The sequence below is a fragment of the Rhizobium leguminosarum genome (assembly GCF_002953715.1).
GTDB lineage: Bacteria > Pseudomonadota > Alphaproteobacteria > Rhizobiales > Rhizobiaceae > Rhizobium > Rhizobium leguminosarum_V.
Map to the genome: position 1 here is coordinate 2329894 of NZ_CP025012.1, position 14058 is coordinate 2343951.

The 14058-nt window shown below is 61.2% G+C and carries 14 protein-coding genes; 5 read left to right on the top strand and 9 right to left on the bottom strand.

All coding sequences use genetic code 11. The features are described from left to right. Position 1: 1 nt before the first annotated feature. Positions 2–700: a ribose-5-phosphate isomerase RpiA gene (rpiA, locus tag CUJ84_RS11765; RefSeq protein WP_027684459.1), complete on the bottom strand. Its 699-nt coding sequence runs from the start codon at positions 698–700 to the stop codon at positions 2–4. Positions 701–904: 204 nt separating this feature from the next. On the opposite strand from rpiA, the gene CUJ84_RS11770 reads away from it, so the two are divergent. Further along, positions 905–1621, top strand: coding sequence for an HAD family hydrolase (locus CUJ84_RS11770; protein ID WP_199788809.1), 717 nt, complete (start codon positions 905–907; stop codon positions 1619–1621). 132 nt (positions 1622–1753) lie between these two features. Here the strand turns inward: CUJ84_RS11770 and CUJ84_RS11775 are convergent, their stop codons facing one another. Together CUJ84_RS11775 and CUJ84_RS37935 are read right to left on the bottom strand one after the other, a co-directional pair. After that, positions 1754–3667 carry a L,D-transpeptidase family protein gene (locus CUJ84_RS11775; protein WP_105006339.1) on the bottom strand — a complete coding sequence of 638 codons (1914 nt, stop codon included), beginning with the start codon at positions 3665–3667 and terminating at the stop codon, positions 1754–1756. A 94-nt stretch (positions 3668–3761) separates the two neighbouring features. After that, positions 3762–3998 carry a hypothetical protein gene (locus CUJ84_RS37935; protein ID WP_158686930.1) on the bottom strand — a complete coding sequence of 79 codons (237 nt, stop codon included), beginning with the start codon at positions 3996–3998 and terminating at the stop codon, positions 3762–3764. Between the two features lie 91 nt (positions 3999–4089). Here CUJ84_RS37935 and fumC point away from each other — a divergent pair, with 91 nt between their 5' ends. After that, on the top strand, positions 4090–5481 hold the full coding sequence (gene fumC / locus CUJ84_RS11780; protein ID WP_105006340.1) for a class II fumarate hydratase: 1392 nt from the start codon (positions 4090–4092) through the stop codon (positions 5479–5481). 128 nt (positions 5482–5609) lie between these two features. Here fumC and CUJ84_RS11785 read toward each other — a convergent pair whose 3' ends face one another. After that, positions 5610–6443 carry a VCBS domain-containing protein gene (locus CUJ84_RS11785; RefSeq protein WP_105006341.1) on the bottom strand — a complete coding sequence of 278 codons (834 nt, stop codon included), beginning with the start codon at positions 6441–6443 and terminating at the stop codon, positions 5610–5612. 227 nt (positions 6444–6670) lie between these two features. Between CUJ84_RS11785 and CUJ84_RS11790 the strand changes: the two genes are divergently transcribed. Further along, positions 6671–8278, top strand: a complete 1608-nt coding sequence (locus CUJ84_RS11790; RefSeq protein WP_105006342.1) for a fumarate hydratase — start codon at positions 6671–6673, stop codon at positions 8276–8278. Positions 8279–8304: 26 nt separating this feature from the next. Here the strand turns inward: CUJ84_RS11790 and CUJ84_RS11795 are convergent, their stop codons facing one another. Continuing rightward, positions 8305–8511, bottom strand: a complete 207-nt coding sequence (locus tag CUJ84_RS11795) for a hypothetical protein (RefSeq protein ID WP_105006343.1) — start codon at positions 8509–8511, stop codon at positions 8305–8307. A 347-nt stretch (positions 8512–8858) separates the two neighbouring features. On the opposite strand from CUJ84_RS11795, the gene CUJ84_RS11800 reads away from it, so the two are divergent. Then, on the top strand, positions 8859–9926 hold the full coding sequence (locus tag CUJ84_RS11800; RefSeq protein ID WP_105006344.1) for a GGDEF domain-containing protein: 1068 nt from the start codon (positions 8859–8861) through the stop codon (positions 9924–9926). 355 nt (positions 9927–10281) lie between these two features. On the opposite strand, the gene CUJ84_RS11805 is transcribed toward CUJ84_RS11800, so the two are convergent. After that, complete coding sequence (locus tag CUJ84_RS11805) at positions 10282–10893, bottom strand: pyridoxamine 5'-phosphate oxidase family protein (RefSeq protein WP_105006345.1); 612 nt, start codon at positions 10891–10893, stop codon at positions 10282–10284. 37 nt (positions 10894–10930) lie between these two features. After that, positions 10931–11911: an alpha/beta hydrolase gene (locus CUJ84_RS11810; RefSeq protein WP_105006346.1), complete on the bottom strand. Its 981-nt coding sequence runs from the start codon at positions 11909–11911 to the stop codon at positions 10931–10933. Between the two features lie 47 nt (positions 11912–11958). On the opposite strand from CUJ84_RS11810, the gene CUJ84_RS11815 reads away from it, so the two are divergent. Continuing rightward, positions 11959–12426, top strand: coding sequence for a MarR family winged helix-turn-helix transcriptional regulator (locus CUJ84_RS11815; protein WP_105006347.1), 468 nt, complete (start codon positions 11959–11961; stop codon positions 12424–12426). Positions 12427–12429: 3 nt separating this feature from the next. Here CUJ84_RS11815 and CUJ84_RS11820 read toward each other — a convergent pair whose 3' ends face one another. Continuing rightward, a complete protein-coding gene (locus tag CUJ84_RS11820) occupies positions 12430–13620 on the bottom strand; it encodes a low temperature requirement protein A (RefSeq protein ID WP_105006348.1) in 1191 nt (396 codons plus the stop codon). Between the two features lie 62 nt (positions 13621–13682). Further along, positions 13683–14057, bottom strand: coding sequence for a gamma-butyrobetaine hydroxylase-like domain-containing protein (locus tag CUJ84_RS11825; RefSeq protein ID WP_032980674.1), 375 nt, complete (start codon positions 14055–14057; stop codon positions 13683–13685). Position 14058 lies beyond the last annotated feature (1 nt).

The following is a 14058-nucleotide window of genomic DNA, read 5'->3' on the forward strand; positions in this document are numbered from 1 at the left end:
GTTATCTGTTTGCCTGCAGTGTGCGCACACCCGCAGGACCGGCAATGATCGCAAGTGCCGCCATATTGATAAAGAGCCCGTGTTCGACGACGCCGGGTATGGAATTCAGCTCGCTCGAAAGCGCCTCTGCATCAGGAATGCGGCCAAAAGATGCATCGATGATGTGATGGCCGCCATCCGTGGTAAACTCTCCGTCACCCGACTGGCGCAGAGCGAGTTCACCCGAGAGGCCGAGCCGGGCCGCGACCTTTTCGATCGCGATGCGCGTCGAGACGAGCCCGAACGGATTGACCTCGATCGGCAGCGCGAAGGCGCCGAGCGTTTCCACAAGCTTGCTCTCGTCGGCAATGACGATCATCCGCTCGGAGGCGGCTGCGACGATCTTTTCGCGCAGCAGCGCACCGCCGCCGCCCTTGATCAGCCTGAGCCCCGTATCGACCTCGTCGGCGCCATCGATGGTCAGGTCGAGTGCCGGCAGTTCGTCGAGCGACTTCAGCGGCACGCCGAGTTCGACGCAGAGCCGCGCGGTTCTTTCGGAGGTCGGGACGCCTTCGACCCTGAAGCCGCCCGCGACCTTCTCTGCCAGCAGGCGAACGAATTCTTCCGCCGTGCTGCCGGTGCCGATCCCGAGACGCATCCCGCCTTCGACATGGGCGAGTGCGGCCTCGGCGGCCTTGATCTTCATTTCGCGGGCATCCATGCGCCGCCAGCTCCGATTATTGCGTTGGATGTGCTGTTTACACGGCTCGCCTGGCAAACGAAAGTCAAAATCATCACGGAAAATGAAAAGCCGAAACAGAGGCCTGCGGCCTTCCCAGCCATCGCCGGACGTTGCTTTCCGCCGCGCTATCGCCTACCTCAAGACGATCCATCGCTCATCAAGACGACCATCGCTCAAAGAGACATGCCCTTGACCCCTGCCCCCGCTCGCCCGGCGCTCGTCGTCTTCGATCTCGACGGCACCCTTCTCGATACCCATGTGGATCTGGTCGAGAGCCTGAACCACACGATCGCGGCCCTTGACCTTGCACCGGTCAGCTACGACGACCTCACCCATCTCGTCGGCCAGGGCGCGCGCGTGATGATCGAGCGCGCCTGCCGTCTGCGCGGCCATCCGCTCGAAGGCGACGCCCTGCCGCTGCTGGTCGAGCGTTTCGTTGCGCATTATGCCGGCAACATGCCCGGCCGTACCGAACCCTATCCCGGCCTGGTCGCCGCCATGGACCGGCTCAGATCCGAAGGTTACCGCCTCGCCGTCTGCACCAACAAGATGGAAAGCCTGGCACTTGGCCTGCTCGACAAGCTCGACCTCCTCAGATATTTCGACGCGATATCAGGCGGCGACACCTTCCCCGTGCGCAAGCCCGACGCCCGCCACCTCACCGGCACCATCGAACGCGCCGGCGGCGACATCACCCGCACGGTAATGATTGGCGACAGCATCAACGACATCGCCGTTGCCAAGAATGCCGGTGTGCCCTCGATTGCCGTGCCGTTCGGCTATTCTGACGTGCCGGTTTCGAGCCTCGATCCGGATGTTATCATTACCCATTTCGATGAGCTGACGCCGCAGCTGATAGAAAGGCTGCTACAGGAATATGCGGAGAAGGTTGCCGTCTGAGGCCGTCCCCCGCTTTCTGCTGAGGTGCTATGGTACGCCCTCTCCATTTTGTTTCCATTCCGTAATCGCCGCCAAAAACAAAAACGGGCGGCCCAAAGACCGCCCGCTGGCATCACTAATCAAATCCGATTATCAGATCTGCGCCCCACGCGCCTTGGTCGTCGCATCGAAGGCCTTGTCGACATAGGCGTCGCGGCCGTAGACGTCGTCGAAATATTCCACCACGCCGTCCTTGTTCGGCCAGGCAGTGAAGTAGGAGACGTAGACCGGGATCTTCTGCGGCACGCGTACCGCATGGTTCTGCCCGCTGGCGATCTGCTTGGCGACATCGTCGACCGTCGTGCCGAGCACGGCAGCCGCCATCGCACGCGGATTGGCAAGGCGCACGCAGCCGTGGCTGAGAGCCCGCATGTCGCGCTTGAAGAAGCTCTTCGACGGCGTATCGTGCATGTAGATCGCGTGGCTGTTCGGGAACAGGATCTTCAGTTCGCCGAGCGCATTGTCGCTGCTCGGCGGCTGGCGCACCGAGACGTTATCGGTCGAACCATACCAGTCGACGCTCGAAGAGGCGACGGCATGGCCGTTCACCTCGACTTCATAGCCAAGCTGGTCGAGATAGTTCGGATCCGAGCGCAGCTTCGGCAGCATTTCGTTGATGATGATCGACTGTGGCACGCCCCAGAAAGGGTTGAACTCCACCGTCTCGATCTCGTCATCGAAGAAATAAGTCTGGTTGTTCTTGCCGCCGACCACGACGCGCATCGACAGCTGTTCCTTGCCGTCATTGTGGTAGTAGACCATGTAAGCGGGCTGGTTGATCATGACGTAGCGTGAACCGAGATCCTCCGGCAGCCAGCGCGCCTGCTCCATGGCGACGACGAGCTTGTCGATTTTCGAAGCATTGGTGTCGCCGCCGGTCATGGCGCGCACCGTCGCCTGGCCGATGACGCCATCGGGCTTCAGCCCGCGCTCCTTCTGGAAGTCCTCGACCAGCGAAACGATGTCAGGCGAATAGTCGCTGCTGCCGGCATAGGCGGCAATCGTTGCCGCATGATCGGTCCTTAGCGTTTCGGAACCGTGTTTGCCGATTGCCTTGACGATATTCGCGATCTCGGGCGAGCTCTCGCCAGGTCTCAGCAGCTTGTCGAGCGAAACGACGATTCGCTCTTCGTTGCCACCGTCGGCGGCACGAAGCTTTGCAAGCTCTGCCTTCAGCGCCTGGAATTGCGGGCTATCAGGCGAGCGGCTGCCAATATAGGCGCCGACGTCGGGGCTCATGCGAGCAAGCTTCAGCACCGGGGCCAGATTGACCACCTTGCGCTGGAAATCGTGGTAGCCGGAGATCTTGTTCGGATCGATGCGGCCGCGCACCGTGTCCTGCACGAAAGCCAGCACCTTGGCGGAGAGTTCGAGCTCGAACTGCGTCAGCGCACGGTCGCGGAAGGCAGGATCGGGATTGGCCGGGTCGATATCAGGCGTCTGGACGGCGTAATCCGCCGGGTCGAGGCCGACGAAGGCCGCATCGGCAAGCGCCGACATCGCCGACTTGGCACGGTCGTTGATCTGGTTGCCATCGACCCAGACGAGCGGATTGCGGCTGTCGCCGTAATAGGCCTCGAGCGCCTTTGCAACGTCGGCATTGGCGCGCACCTTGGCCTGCGCCAGGAAGCGGCGCTGCACGGCGGGTTCGGCGCTGGCATCGCCACTGCCCGAAACATCGGCGACCGCGCCGGTGACGACGGGATCGGCAAACCTGCCGGTATCGACGAATTGCAGCGTCTCGGTTTTGTAGGTGTAATAACGCGGACCGCTTACCTTCGGCAGCGGTGCTTCAGGGTCGAGCCCGCCGAGCGATCCGCCAATGCCGCCGCGCTGGCCCACACGGCCGGGCGGCATCTGGTCCATGAAGATGGTGCTCTGGGTCCGCTGCCTGTCGCCGCGCAACATATCCATCAGTGTATAGGCATGCGCGGGTGCGGCACTCATCACTGCCACGCCGCAGGAAATTGCCAATGCGGATGCAGCGCTTTTCAAAACGAACGTCATATATCTTCCAGTCCCGGTGTCATGCTGTTCTTGTCACGAGCGCAAGGCTCAAGCTCAAATCCCGCGAAACTCAAGCAGCGTAGGGCCTCATTGATCAGAAACCGGCCTGCGCCGCCAGCGCCGGCGGACTCAATTTTATGTGACGGAGATCCTGCGTGGCGCCGCCCAGCAGTTCACACAAAATTATGAAATTATTAGTTAATTTTTTACCGAATTTTCGCTGGCAGACCAGTGGGGTGAAAACGCCCGGATGCATAAAATTTCCAAAGTGGCCTAAAAGGCACGCCGAAAAACCTGCGTAAACATGACTTCCGATTTCAATATTTCGCACGGCTTCCAGTTTTCTTGTCGGACTTTCCAACCTATAAGACCTCATCTTTCGAAAATGCCCGAAAACAGCATGTAAAGGGAAGGCAAGGCTGATGACCGCAACCCGCACCGAAACCGATACTTTTGGCCCGATCGACGTCGCCGCCGACCGATATTGGGGCGCCCAGGCCGAGCGTTCGCTCGGCAATTTCAAGATCGGCTGGGAAAAGCAACCGCTGTCGATCGTGCGTGCGCTGGGCATCGTCAAGCAGGCGGCCGCCCGCGCCAACATGTCGCTCGACCAGCTCGATCCTGGCCTCGGCAAAGCGATCGTCGGCGCCGCCCAGGAGGTGATCGAGGGCAAGCTGAACGACCACTTTCCGCTGGTGGTCTGGCAGACCGGTTCGGGCACGCAGTCCAATATGAATGCCAACGAGGTGATCTCCAATCGTGCAATAGAAATGCTCGGCGGCGTCATGGGTTCCAAGAAGCCGGTGCATCCGAACGATCACGTCAATATGAGCCAGTCGTCGAACGACACCTATCCGACGGCCATGCACATCGCCTGCGCAGAGCAAATCGCCCATCACCTACTCCCGGCCCTCAAGCACCTGCATGCCGCCCTTGATATGAAGGTCACCGAATTCAGCCACATCATCAAGATCGGCCGCACCCACACCCAGGATGCGACGCCGCTGACGCTCGGCCAGGAATTTTCGGGTTATGCCGCCCAGGTCGGCTCCGCCATCAAGCGCATCGAAATGACCCTGCCCGGCCTCTGCGAACTCGCCCAGGGCGGTACTGCCGTCGGCACCGGCCTCAATGCGCCGGTGGGCTTTGCCGAAAAGGTCGCCGAAGAGATCGCTGCCATCACAGGCATGCCGTTTGTCACCGCGCCGAACAAGTTCGAGGCGCTCGCCTCGCATGACAGCATGGTCTTTTCCCATGGCGCCATCAATGCGGCCGCCGCCGCCCTCTTCAAGATCGCCAACGACATCCGCCTGCTCGGCTCCGGCCCGCGGTCCGGCCTCGGCGAGCTGGCGCTGCCGGAAAACGAGCCAGGCTCCTCGATCATGCCCGGCAAGGTCAACCCGACCCAATGCGAGGCGCTGACGCAGGTCTGCATCCATATCTTCGGCAACAACGCGGCTCTGACGTTCGCCGACAGCCAGGGCCATTTCGAGCTCAACGTCTACAATCCGATGATGGCCTATAATTTCCTGCAGTCGGTGCAGCTGCTCGCCGACGCCGCCGTCTCCTTCACCGACAATTGCGTCGTCGGCATCGAGGCGCGCGAGGACAATATCAAGGCCGGCCTCGAACGCTCGCTGATGCTGGTGACCGCCCTGGCCCCGAAGATCGGCTACGACGCAGCCGCCAAGATCGCCAAGACTGCCCACAAGAACGGCACGACACTGAAGGAAGAAGCCCTCGCCAGCGGTCTGGTGACGTCGGAAGAATATGACGAGATCGTGCGTCCGGAGACGATGATCGGGCCGAAGTAGGGAGGTCGCGCTGCCCCTCATCCGGCTGCCGCCACCAACCGGGGTCGAGCCACAGGTCTCGACCCGTCCTTCGGACCCCCGCTCGCGGGGAGAAGGGGATATGCCGCAACGCCGCTACTCCCTCCAGCCTATAGCAAGGCAAACAGCGAAAAATTGTCCATCACGACAGAATTGCCCATGAAATCGAACCGGATTTCTTCGATGTCTTCGAGATTAACCTCGAGAGTGGGGCCGGTGACCTCGAGCTCCTGCTGATAGACGATCTGGCCGTCGTTCAGCGCGGTGAGCGTCAGGTGAAAGGGCGCTGCCGTCAATTCGGCGATCGAAACGCTCTGAAAGGTGAATTCCCCGCCATCGAGCATTTTCAAGCTTACGGGCGCAGAACCCGGCGATAGAACGGTATCGCTGAAACCGTCCTCGGTGATGGCGTCGACACCCGGGATGGTATCATAGACATACCCGTTCAGAAGCGTGAATTCGTGACCGCCGTTCACCGAGAGCGCAAAGTTGCGATAGTCAGGCAGAGAGAAATTATCGGCCCTCGATGTGACGCCCATATCGTCGAAATCCAGGATTTCGTGGTATTTTTCGCCTTCGTCGACGCCGTCGATCGCAAGGGTCAGCACGCCGAGGTCCGTGCCCCCTGAGCCATCGGACATCTTGAAGCTCAGCTTCTCGATGAGCTGATCGTATTTCGTTAAATTTTTCACGACGTCGAGCGTGTAGTCCAGCTCGTACTCGAAGTGACCGTCAGGTCTCAGTTTGAAGGTTCCGTACTCGCCCCTTATGATCGTTTCGTGGTCGGGCCCATGTTTGGCGTCGATACGCACGCCATTGACGAAGCGAACATACATGTCCGCTCCCTCGGGATCGCTGGAGAGGCGCAGCAGATTCCCGCGGATCCAATTGTCTTCGAAAAAAACGAGAAGGTCGTCGACAGCAGTTGGCTTTGCATTTGTCATTTGAAGCCCCGGTTAACGCTGCCGGGAATATGAACTGGCCTCGAACAGAAGGCAACCTGGAGTCGTCTTTGTCGAGGCGACTACGCTAGTTTCACCCGTTTCGCGTGGTGCAGCACGCGCGACTCCGGCTTAACCGGCCGGGCTCCGGCGCATCCCGATTGCATTTGCCCCGCGGCGGATTTAGACCGGTTCCAATCTAGCGACGCCCTACCAGAAAGGTCACTTCGATGGCTGACGATCTCTTCCCGCTCGGCAAGGATGCCACCCCCTATCGCAAGATCAGCGACGACCATGTCTCGGTCGATACGTTCAAGGGCCAGGAGATCCTGACCGTCGAGCCGGAAGGCATCCGCCTGCTGGCCGAAACCGCCTTCGCCGATATCAACCATTTGCTGCGCCCCGGCCATCTGAAGCAGCTCGCCTCGATCCTCGACGACCCCGAGGCAACGGACAATGACCGTTTCGTTGCCTACGATCTTCTGAAGAACGCCAATATATCAGCCGGCGGCGTGCTGCCCATGTGCCAGGATACCGGCACCGCGATCATCATGGGCAAGAAGGGCCGCAGGGTCTGGACCGAGGGCGAGGATACGGCGGCGCTCGCCCGCGGCGTCATGGATGCCTACGAGAAGAAGAACCTGCGTTATTCGCAGCTCGCGCCGGTCAAAATGTTCGAGGAGAAGAATACCAGGAACAACCTGCCAGCCCAGATCGACATCTACGAGGAAGGCACCGACGCCTACGAATTCCTCTTCGTCGCCAAGGGCGGCGGCTCGGCCAACAAAACCTTTCTCTACCAGGGCACGCCCTCGCTCTTGACCCATGACCGGATGATCGACTTCCTTAAGGAGAAGATCCTGACGTTAGGGACGGCAGCCTGTCCTCCCTACCATCTGGCGATCGTCATCGGCGGCACCTCGGCAGAGATGAACCTGAAAACCGTCAAGCTCGCCTCCACCCGCTATCTCGACGAGCTGCCGACCGAAGGTTCCGAGAGCGGCCATGCTTTTCGCGACATCGAGATGGAGAAGGAAATCCACAAACTGACGCAGCAGATGGGCGTCGGCGCCCAGTTCGGCGGCAAGTATTTCTGTCATGACGTGCGCGTCATCCGCCTGCCCCGCCACGGCGCCTCGCTACCGATCGGCCTCGGCGTCTCCTGTTCCGCCGACCGTCAGGCCAAGGGTCGCATCACCCGCGACGGCATCTTCGTCGAGCAGCTCGAAACAGATCCGTCGAAATACATGCCCGAGATCGACGAGGCGAAACTGTCGGAATCGACGGTGCGCATTGATCTCAACCGGCCAATGGCCGAGGTGCTCGCCGAACTCTCCAGGCATCCCGTCAAGACCCGCCTGTCCTTGACCGGCACCATCATCGTTGCCCGCGACCTCGCCCATGCCAAGATCCGCGAACGGCTTGAAAAGGGCGAAGGCATGCCCGATTACCTGAAGAACCACCCGGTCTATTATGCCGGCCCCGCCAAGACGCCGGTCGGCTACGCCTCCGGCTCCTTCGGCCCCACGACCGCCGGGCGCATGGATAGTTACGTCGACCAGTTCCAGTCCTTCGGTGGCTCCCTGGTGATGCTTGCCAAGGGCAACCGTTCGCGCGCCGTGCGCGAGGCCTGCAAGAAACACGGCGGCTTCTATCTCGGCTCGATCGGCGGCCCCGCCGCCCGTCTTGCCCAGGACTGTATCCGCAAGGTTGAAGTATTCGAATATCCCGAACTCGGCATGGAAGCGGTCTGGAAGATCGAAGTCGAAGACTTCCCCGCCTTCATCGTCATCGACGACAAGGGAAATGATTTTTTCCAGGAACTGAATTTGGGGTGATTGGGCAGGTTGCGTTGCCGCCTGCTCTACCGCGGCGAGGCCTTATCCGAGGCGCCTGTGCTCTGCGCCGTGACTGCCTCGCCCACGCTCACCAGATCCCCGGCATCGACCCTTGCCAGGATCTCCGTGCGGAAAGCACCGGTGAAGAAGCCGGTATGCTCCAGCAGCAACGCGCCGGCGGCAAGGACGGTGAAGGTCAGGATGGCGAAAGAAATATGACGGGAGGTTTCCATGATCTCACGCCGCGATTTGTGGGCTAAGATCGGGTCCGTTGCAGAAAATACGATCCCAAAAATGTCGAGACTGCAATACGAAACGGCCAAAACCAACTGTCGACAAGATGAATACGGTCTCCAGCGGAGAAGAACTGTAAGTTTTTCAGACACTGTACCCGCTCAGCGAGTATGCACTGTCTCACTAAAGATACGTTTTTCCATGGAGAATCATAGGCCTGATCGAAGTATTACCGCATGGGGCATTTGTCGTATGTAATCTTTGGTATATATCGCTTTAATCTTTTCCCAAGAAATTTAAGCTAACAAATAGAATATTGCCTTTGAATATATGAGGAGTTCGCCGGATGAATACGGCTGTCGCGCCCAAGGTGCCGGTTCCCGACGTTGCGGGTCAGATCACCTATGCCATGCGCTCCATGGGCGTCGCGCCGATACCGCGCAATTACCAACTCTTCTACGAGGCCTATATCGGCTCTAATCCGGCCCTCACCCGCGAGCTTGCGGCCCTCGGCGGCCAGGTGACCCAGGCCGAACTCGATGCGCTCGGCGCGCAGCACTTCACCCACAGCCCGGCCCGTGTCTTCGACGATGCCCATACGCGCATTGCCGGCGAGCTCGATGGCCTGCTGCGCATTCTCAGGCAGGAGCAGAGTTCGCTCGAAAGCTACACCAGACTGCTCGGCGAGACCCACAAGCGCATCTCCTCCAAGAGCAACGCCAGCGTCGAACTGATCGAAAACGCTATCGATCTCCTCAGCCAGGCGACCGGCGACACCATGGCGCATGGCGAACGCACGGTCGAGGACGTCGTCCAGCGCTCGCAGGAGATGGATCAGGTCCGCAAGGAGCTCGACGAATACAAGCGCATCGCCAACACCGACTCGCTGACGCGCCTTTCCAACCGCCGCGCTTTCGACGACCGCCTCGCCGCCATTTTCGACAATTCGAGCATGCGGCCGGTGACGGCGCTGCTGCTCTGCGACATCGACAATTTCAAGAAGATCAACGACACCTACGGCCATCCGGTCGGCGACAAGGTGCTCGCCACCGTCGCCTCCGTCATCCGCAGCAATGTCCGCCGTGACATCTTCGTTGCCCGCACCGGCGGCGAGGAATTCGCCCTCATCGTCGATGGCAACACGCCCGAGGAAGTGACCGCGATCGCCGAGCGCATTCGTCGCACGTTGGAGACGACGCCCTTCAAAAACTCCCGTACGCGGGTGAATTACGGTCCGGTCACCGTCTCGATCGGCATCTGCATGGCCTCCAGCGCCGGGGATGCCGGCGAACTCTATAGCAAGACCGACATCGCCCTTTACGGCGCAAAGAATGCCGGCCGCAACTGCACCATCCTCTATCAGGACGGCATGCAAAAGGATTTCACCAAGAGCTGGCTGATTTATAAGACGTGAGGGTAATCGGTCGCCGCGCGCACGCTGTCACCGGCAGGTGACGGCGACAAGCTGCTGTCCGGTTCGCCCGCTTGCTCCCTCTTCTCCCCAGTGGGGAGAAGGTGGCCCGAAGGGTCGGATGAGGGGGCCACACGGCAGCCGTTAATTGTTGCCCTTCGCTTGCGCTCAGTGCATTCGCTCCTGTCGTCGCTCACCCCCTCATCGCCTCGCTATCGCTCCGGCACTTCTCCCCGCTGGGGAGAAGAGGTATGTGGCAACGTCGTATTCCTCTCTCGTCCGTCAGGAGCCTGAGGGAACGGACGAGTTTGCCGCTTGCGACGCCGAGTAAAAGGCCGGCGGCCACAGGCACGCTTGCCTACCACATCGTCTTCGCCGCCCGCCCCGGCCATTCCCGGTCATAGGTTTCCTGGTCGAAATCGCCGGTTGCGGCCTTCAGCATCTGCCCCGGCGTCGGCAGCTTCGCCGGATCGGCAAAGTGTTCTCCATTCCAGAGCTCGGCCCGCATCACGGCACGCGCGCATTGGAAATAGACCTCGTCGATCGAAATGACGACGACGGTGCGCGGATGTTTGCCGTCCATCTCGAAACTCGAAAGCAGCGCCTCATCGTCTGAGACGACGCCGCGGCCGTTGATGCGCATCGTCGTGTTCGAGCCGGGGATCAGGAACATCAGCGCCAGCCGCGGATCGCGCACGATATTGGAAAGCGAATCGACCCGGTTGTTGCCGCGCCAGTCCGGCAGATGCAGCGTCTCGTCGTCGGCGACGCGCACCACGCCGCCGAGATCGCCGCGCGGGGAACAGTCGAGCCCTTCCGGCCCAACGGTCGCAAGCGCCGCAAACGGTGAGATCTCGATCATCTCACGATAGAGCGGGGTCAATTGCTTCGTCACCTTGGTGACGGAGGCCGGCGAAAGTCCGGCGCCATAGATCGTGTTAAGCTCTTCGATGCTGCTGATGATTTTCATGAGGCGTCCCGCCGCGGCTTGATCTTCGCGACGGACGCTACAATGCCGCGCGCCTTGCCGGAAGCTCAAAAAACGGAATGATCTCCGCATCTTTTTTGATGCTTTCATCAGGAGCGTCACCCACGCCCCGATCGCCTTCGAGAAACGCCGCGATCGCGGCAAGAACCGGTGCGGCGGCGATGATGCGCCGGTGGCCGAAGCCGTTCGCCCAGAACAGCCGAACGCCCTTTCCCGCCGCGCCGTAGCGCCTGGCATGGAGAGGCGACACCTCCTTGTCGTCTTCAGCATGGATGATGAGCACCGGGCGGCCGATCTCACCCGCCGCCTCGCCGGCGTCGAAATCCTCAAGCCTCCGCCCGGTGACACGATGAACCTCATTCTCCAGTGCGGCTTGCGCCGCAGGGCGAAGACCGACCATTCGGCCGAAATCGGTAAACAGCCAGCTCATCTCGCTCGGCGCGCCGATCAGCACCAGTCGCTCGCCGCCAACAGGCGCCACGCCGGGCAGAAGGCCCGCCGCCGAGACCATCAGCGCAGCGCCGCCAAAGGAATGGCCGATCGCCGCATCGAATGCGCCGAAGCGCGTCTCGGCCGCCGCGATCGTCTCGACCGCAAGCCCCATATGCAGGAACCGCCCGCCGGAACGGCCGTGGCCGGGAAAATCGAGCGCCACGACCTCCCCGCCCGTTGCCGCAAGCGTCGAGACGAGTTCGGCCATATATGCCGCGCTCGATCCCCAGCCATGCGTCACCAGATAGCGCTTGCGTTTGCCCCTCGCCCCGCCGTTCAGCCGATAGGCATGCGCTTGGCGCCCGCCTGCGAGCCGGAGGGTGAAGCGTTCGGCGTCGGCAAGCCGGGCCGCACCCGCCGCATGCGCCAGCTTCGACTTTGTGCCCCTGGGTCTTGCTGATGGCGTCCGGCAGAACAGCTGGAACGCCGCTCTGCCTGCCAGATCAGGAGAAACCGCCTGCAGCAGCGAAAACCCGAGGCGGGTGACGTTAAGCGCAAAGTTTGCCATAGTGGGATTCCAAAAGACTGTTCAACACTGAACAATAAAGTACAACGATGAACAAAAATCAATCCCTTCCCTGGGATCATCCGCGTTTTCGCAGCTGGATCGCGGTGGCTCGCGCCTGCCAGCTCATGCAACAATCCCTGGCCCGCTCGCTTGCCGATCTCGACATCAAGCCGCCGCACCTCGATATCCTGGTCAATCTCTATCGTTTCGAGGGCATCTCGCAGCAGGAGCTGGCGCGCAAGCTGCTGGTCGGCCGTTCCAATATGAGCATGCTCTTGCCGCAGATGGAGAAGCGCGGTCTGCTCCTTCGCCGCGATGACGAGCGCGACAAGCGCGTGCTGCGCCTCTATTTGACGCCAGAGGGTCGGAAGCTGAGTGAGGAAGCCATGGCCATCCAGACCGGCCTCATCGACCGGGTGCTGTCGGACGAGCCGATAGAGCAATGCATGTCGACCGCCGATTCGATGGAGCGCATCATCACCGTGCTGCTGAAAGATCTGCGCGACGAGGATTGATGCTCAATGCAGCGTCGGCGCCGCCTGGGTACCGGTCAGCGAGCGATATTCCCAGGCGGCAACGATGATCAGCACCAGCGTCGCCAGAATGCCCATCAAATAGACCTCGATGAAGGGTGCGGCGAAGGCGAGCAGGATCAGCAGCACGAGCCCGGCCAGATGTGATAGCGGCAGCTGGCCGCTGGTCGCGCCCTTGAACCAGAGATTGCCGATCAGGAACAGGCCGGAGCCGCCGAGCACGGCCGCGGCGATGCCGAGATTGCCGGTCTCATGCGGATGCGAGAACATGAACTCGACCGCGACCGCATGGACGATGATGCCGGCAAGGATAGGGATATGCCCATAGGTGAAGGCCTGCCGCGCCAAGCTTCCCGGCGTCTCTTCATGCTCGATGCGGTGGGCGGCGCGCCCGTGGCCGAAGCGGAAATAGAGCCACCACATGGCGACCGTGCCGATAAAACCGGTGACGAAGACGACGCTGGTCAGTCCTGAGAACGGCAGTTCCGAAAAGGTGCGGCCGGAAACGAGGATCGCTTCGCCGAGGCAGATGATGACGAAGAGTGCGCAGCGTTCGGCCATATGCGCGCCGGAAACATCCCAGTCCCGCGCCGTCGAGCGCCCGAGCCCAGGCACGGCAAAGCCCGCAGCCGGCCCGGCATATTCGATCGCAAGCGCAATCACCCAGGCGATCAGCCGGGCTTCATGCTCGAGCAGCCCGCCGGCAATCCAGAAGACCCCGGCAACCACGAGCCAGGTGGTGATGCGGACGAAATTCAGCGTGTTGGGGCGGTCGACGCGCGTCATCGCATAGGTCGTAAACAGCGAGCGCCCGACCTGCATCGCCACATAGGCTCCGGCAAACAGCAGCCCCTTGTCACCGAACGCCTCGGGAATGGAAGCAGACAGCAGCAGCCCGAGCATCATCAGCGCCACCAGCATGCCACGCACCGGCATTTTCTCGGGATCGAGCCAGTTCGTCACCCAGGCGGTGAAGATCCATACCCACCAGACGGCGAAGGTCATCAGCGCCGCTTCGGCAGCACCGAGCGGCGTATAGTGGGCGGCGAGCGCATGCGAGAGCTGCGAGATCGAAAAGACGAAGACCAGGTCGAAGAACAGTTCGAGGAAGGTCACCTTGCTGCCGCTGGCGCTGCCCTTGGCGCGCAGCCAGTTCTTTCCGTTCGTTTTCGCCATATGGCCCCCCGATGGCTGGAATTATGTGTGGATTAAAAGCGATAGCTGCGCTCTCGTGACCCTCAGCGCGGCTTCTCCGCCGTGTCGCGGTTCATGCCCTTTTCGCTGAGCTCGTCCTCGTAGGCGGAAAACAGCTCAGCGCCGCGTTCGCCGAGCTCGCGCAGATAGGTCCAGGTGTAGATGCCGGTATCGTGCATGTCGTCAAAACCGATCCGGACCGCGTAATTGCCGGTCGGCATCATCGAGATGATCGCGACATTGCGCTTGCCGGGCACCGTCACCTTCTGCCCCGGCCCGTGGCCCTGCACCTCGGCCGAGGGCGACAGCACACGCAAGAGCTCTGCCGACAGGTCGAAGCTCTGGCCGTCGTTGAAGGTCACCACCAGCCGCTGCCTGTCTTTCGAGACGCGAAGTTCGCTCGGCCAGATATCGCTCATC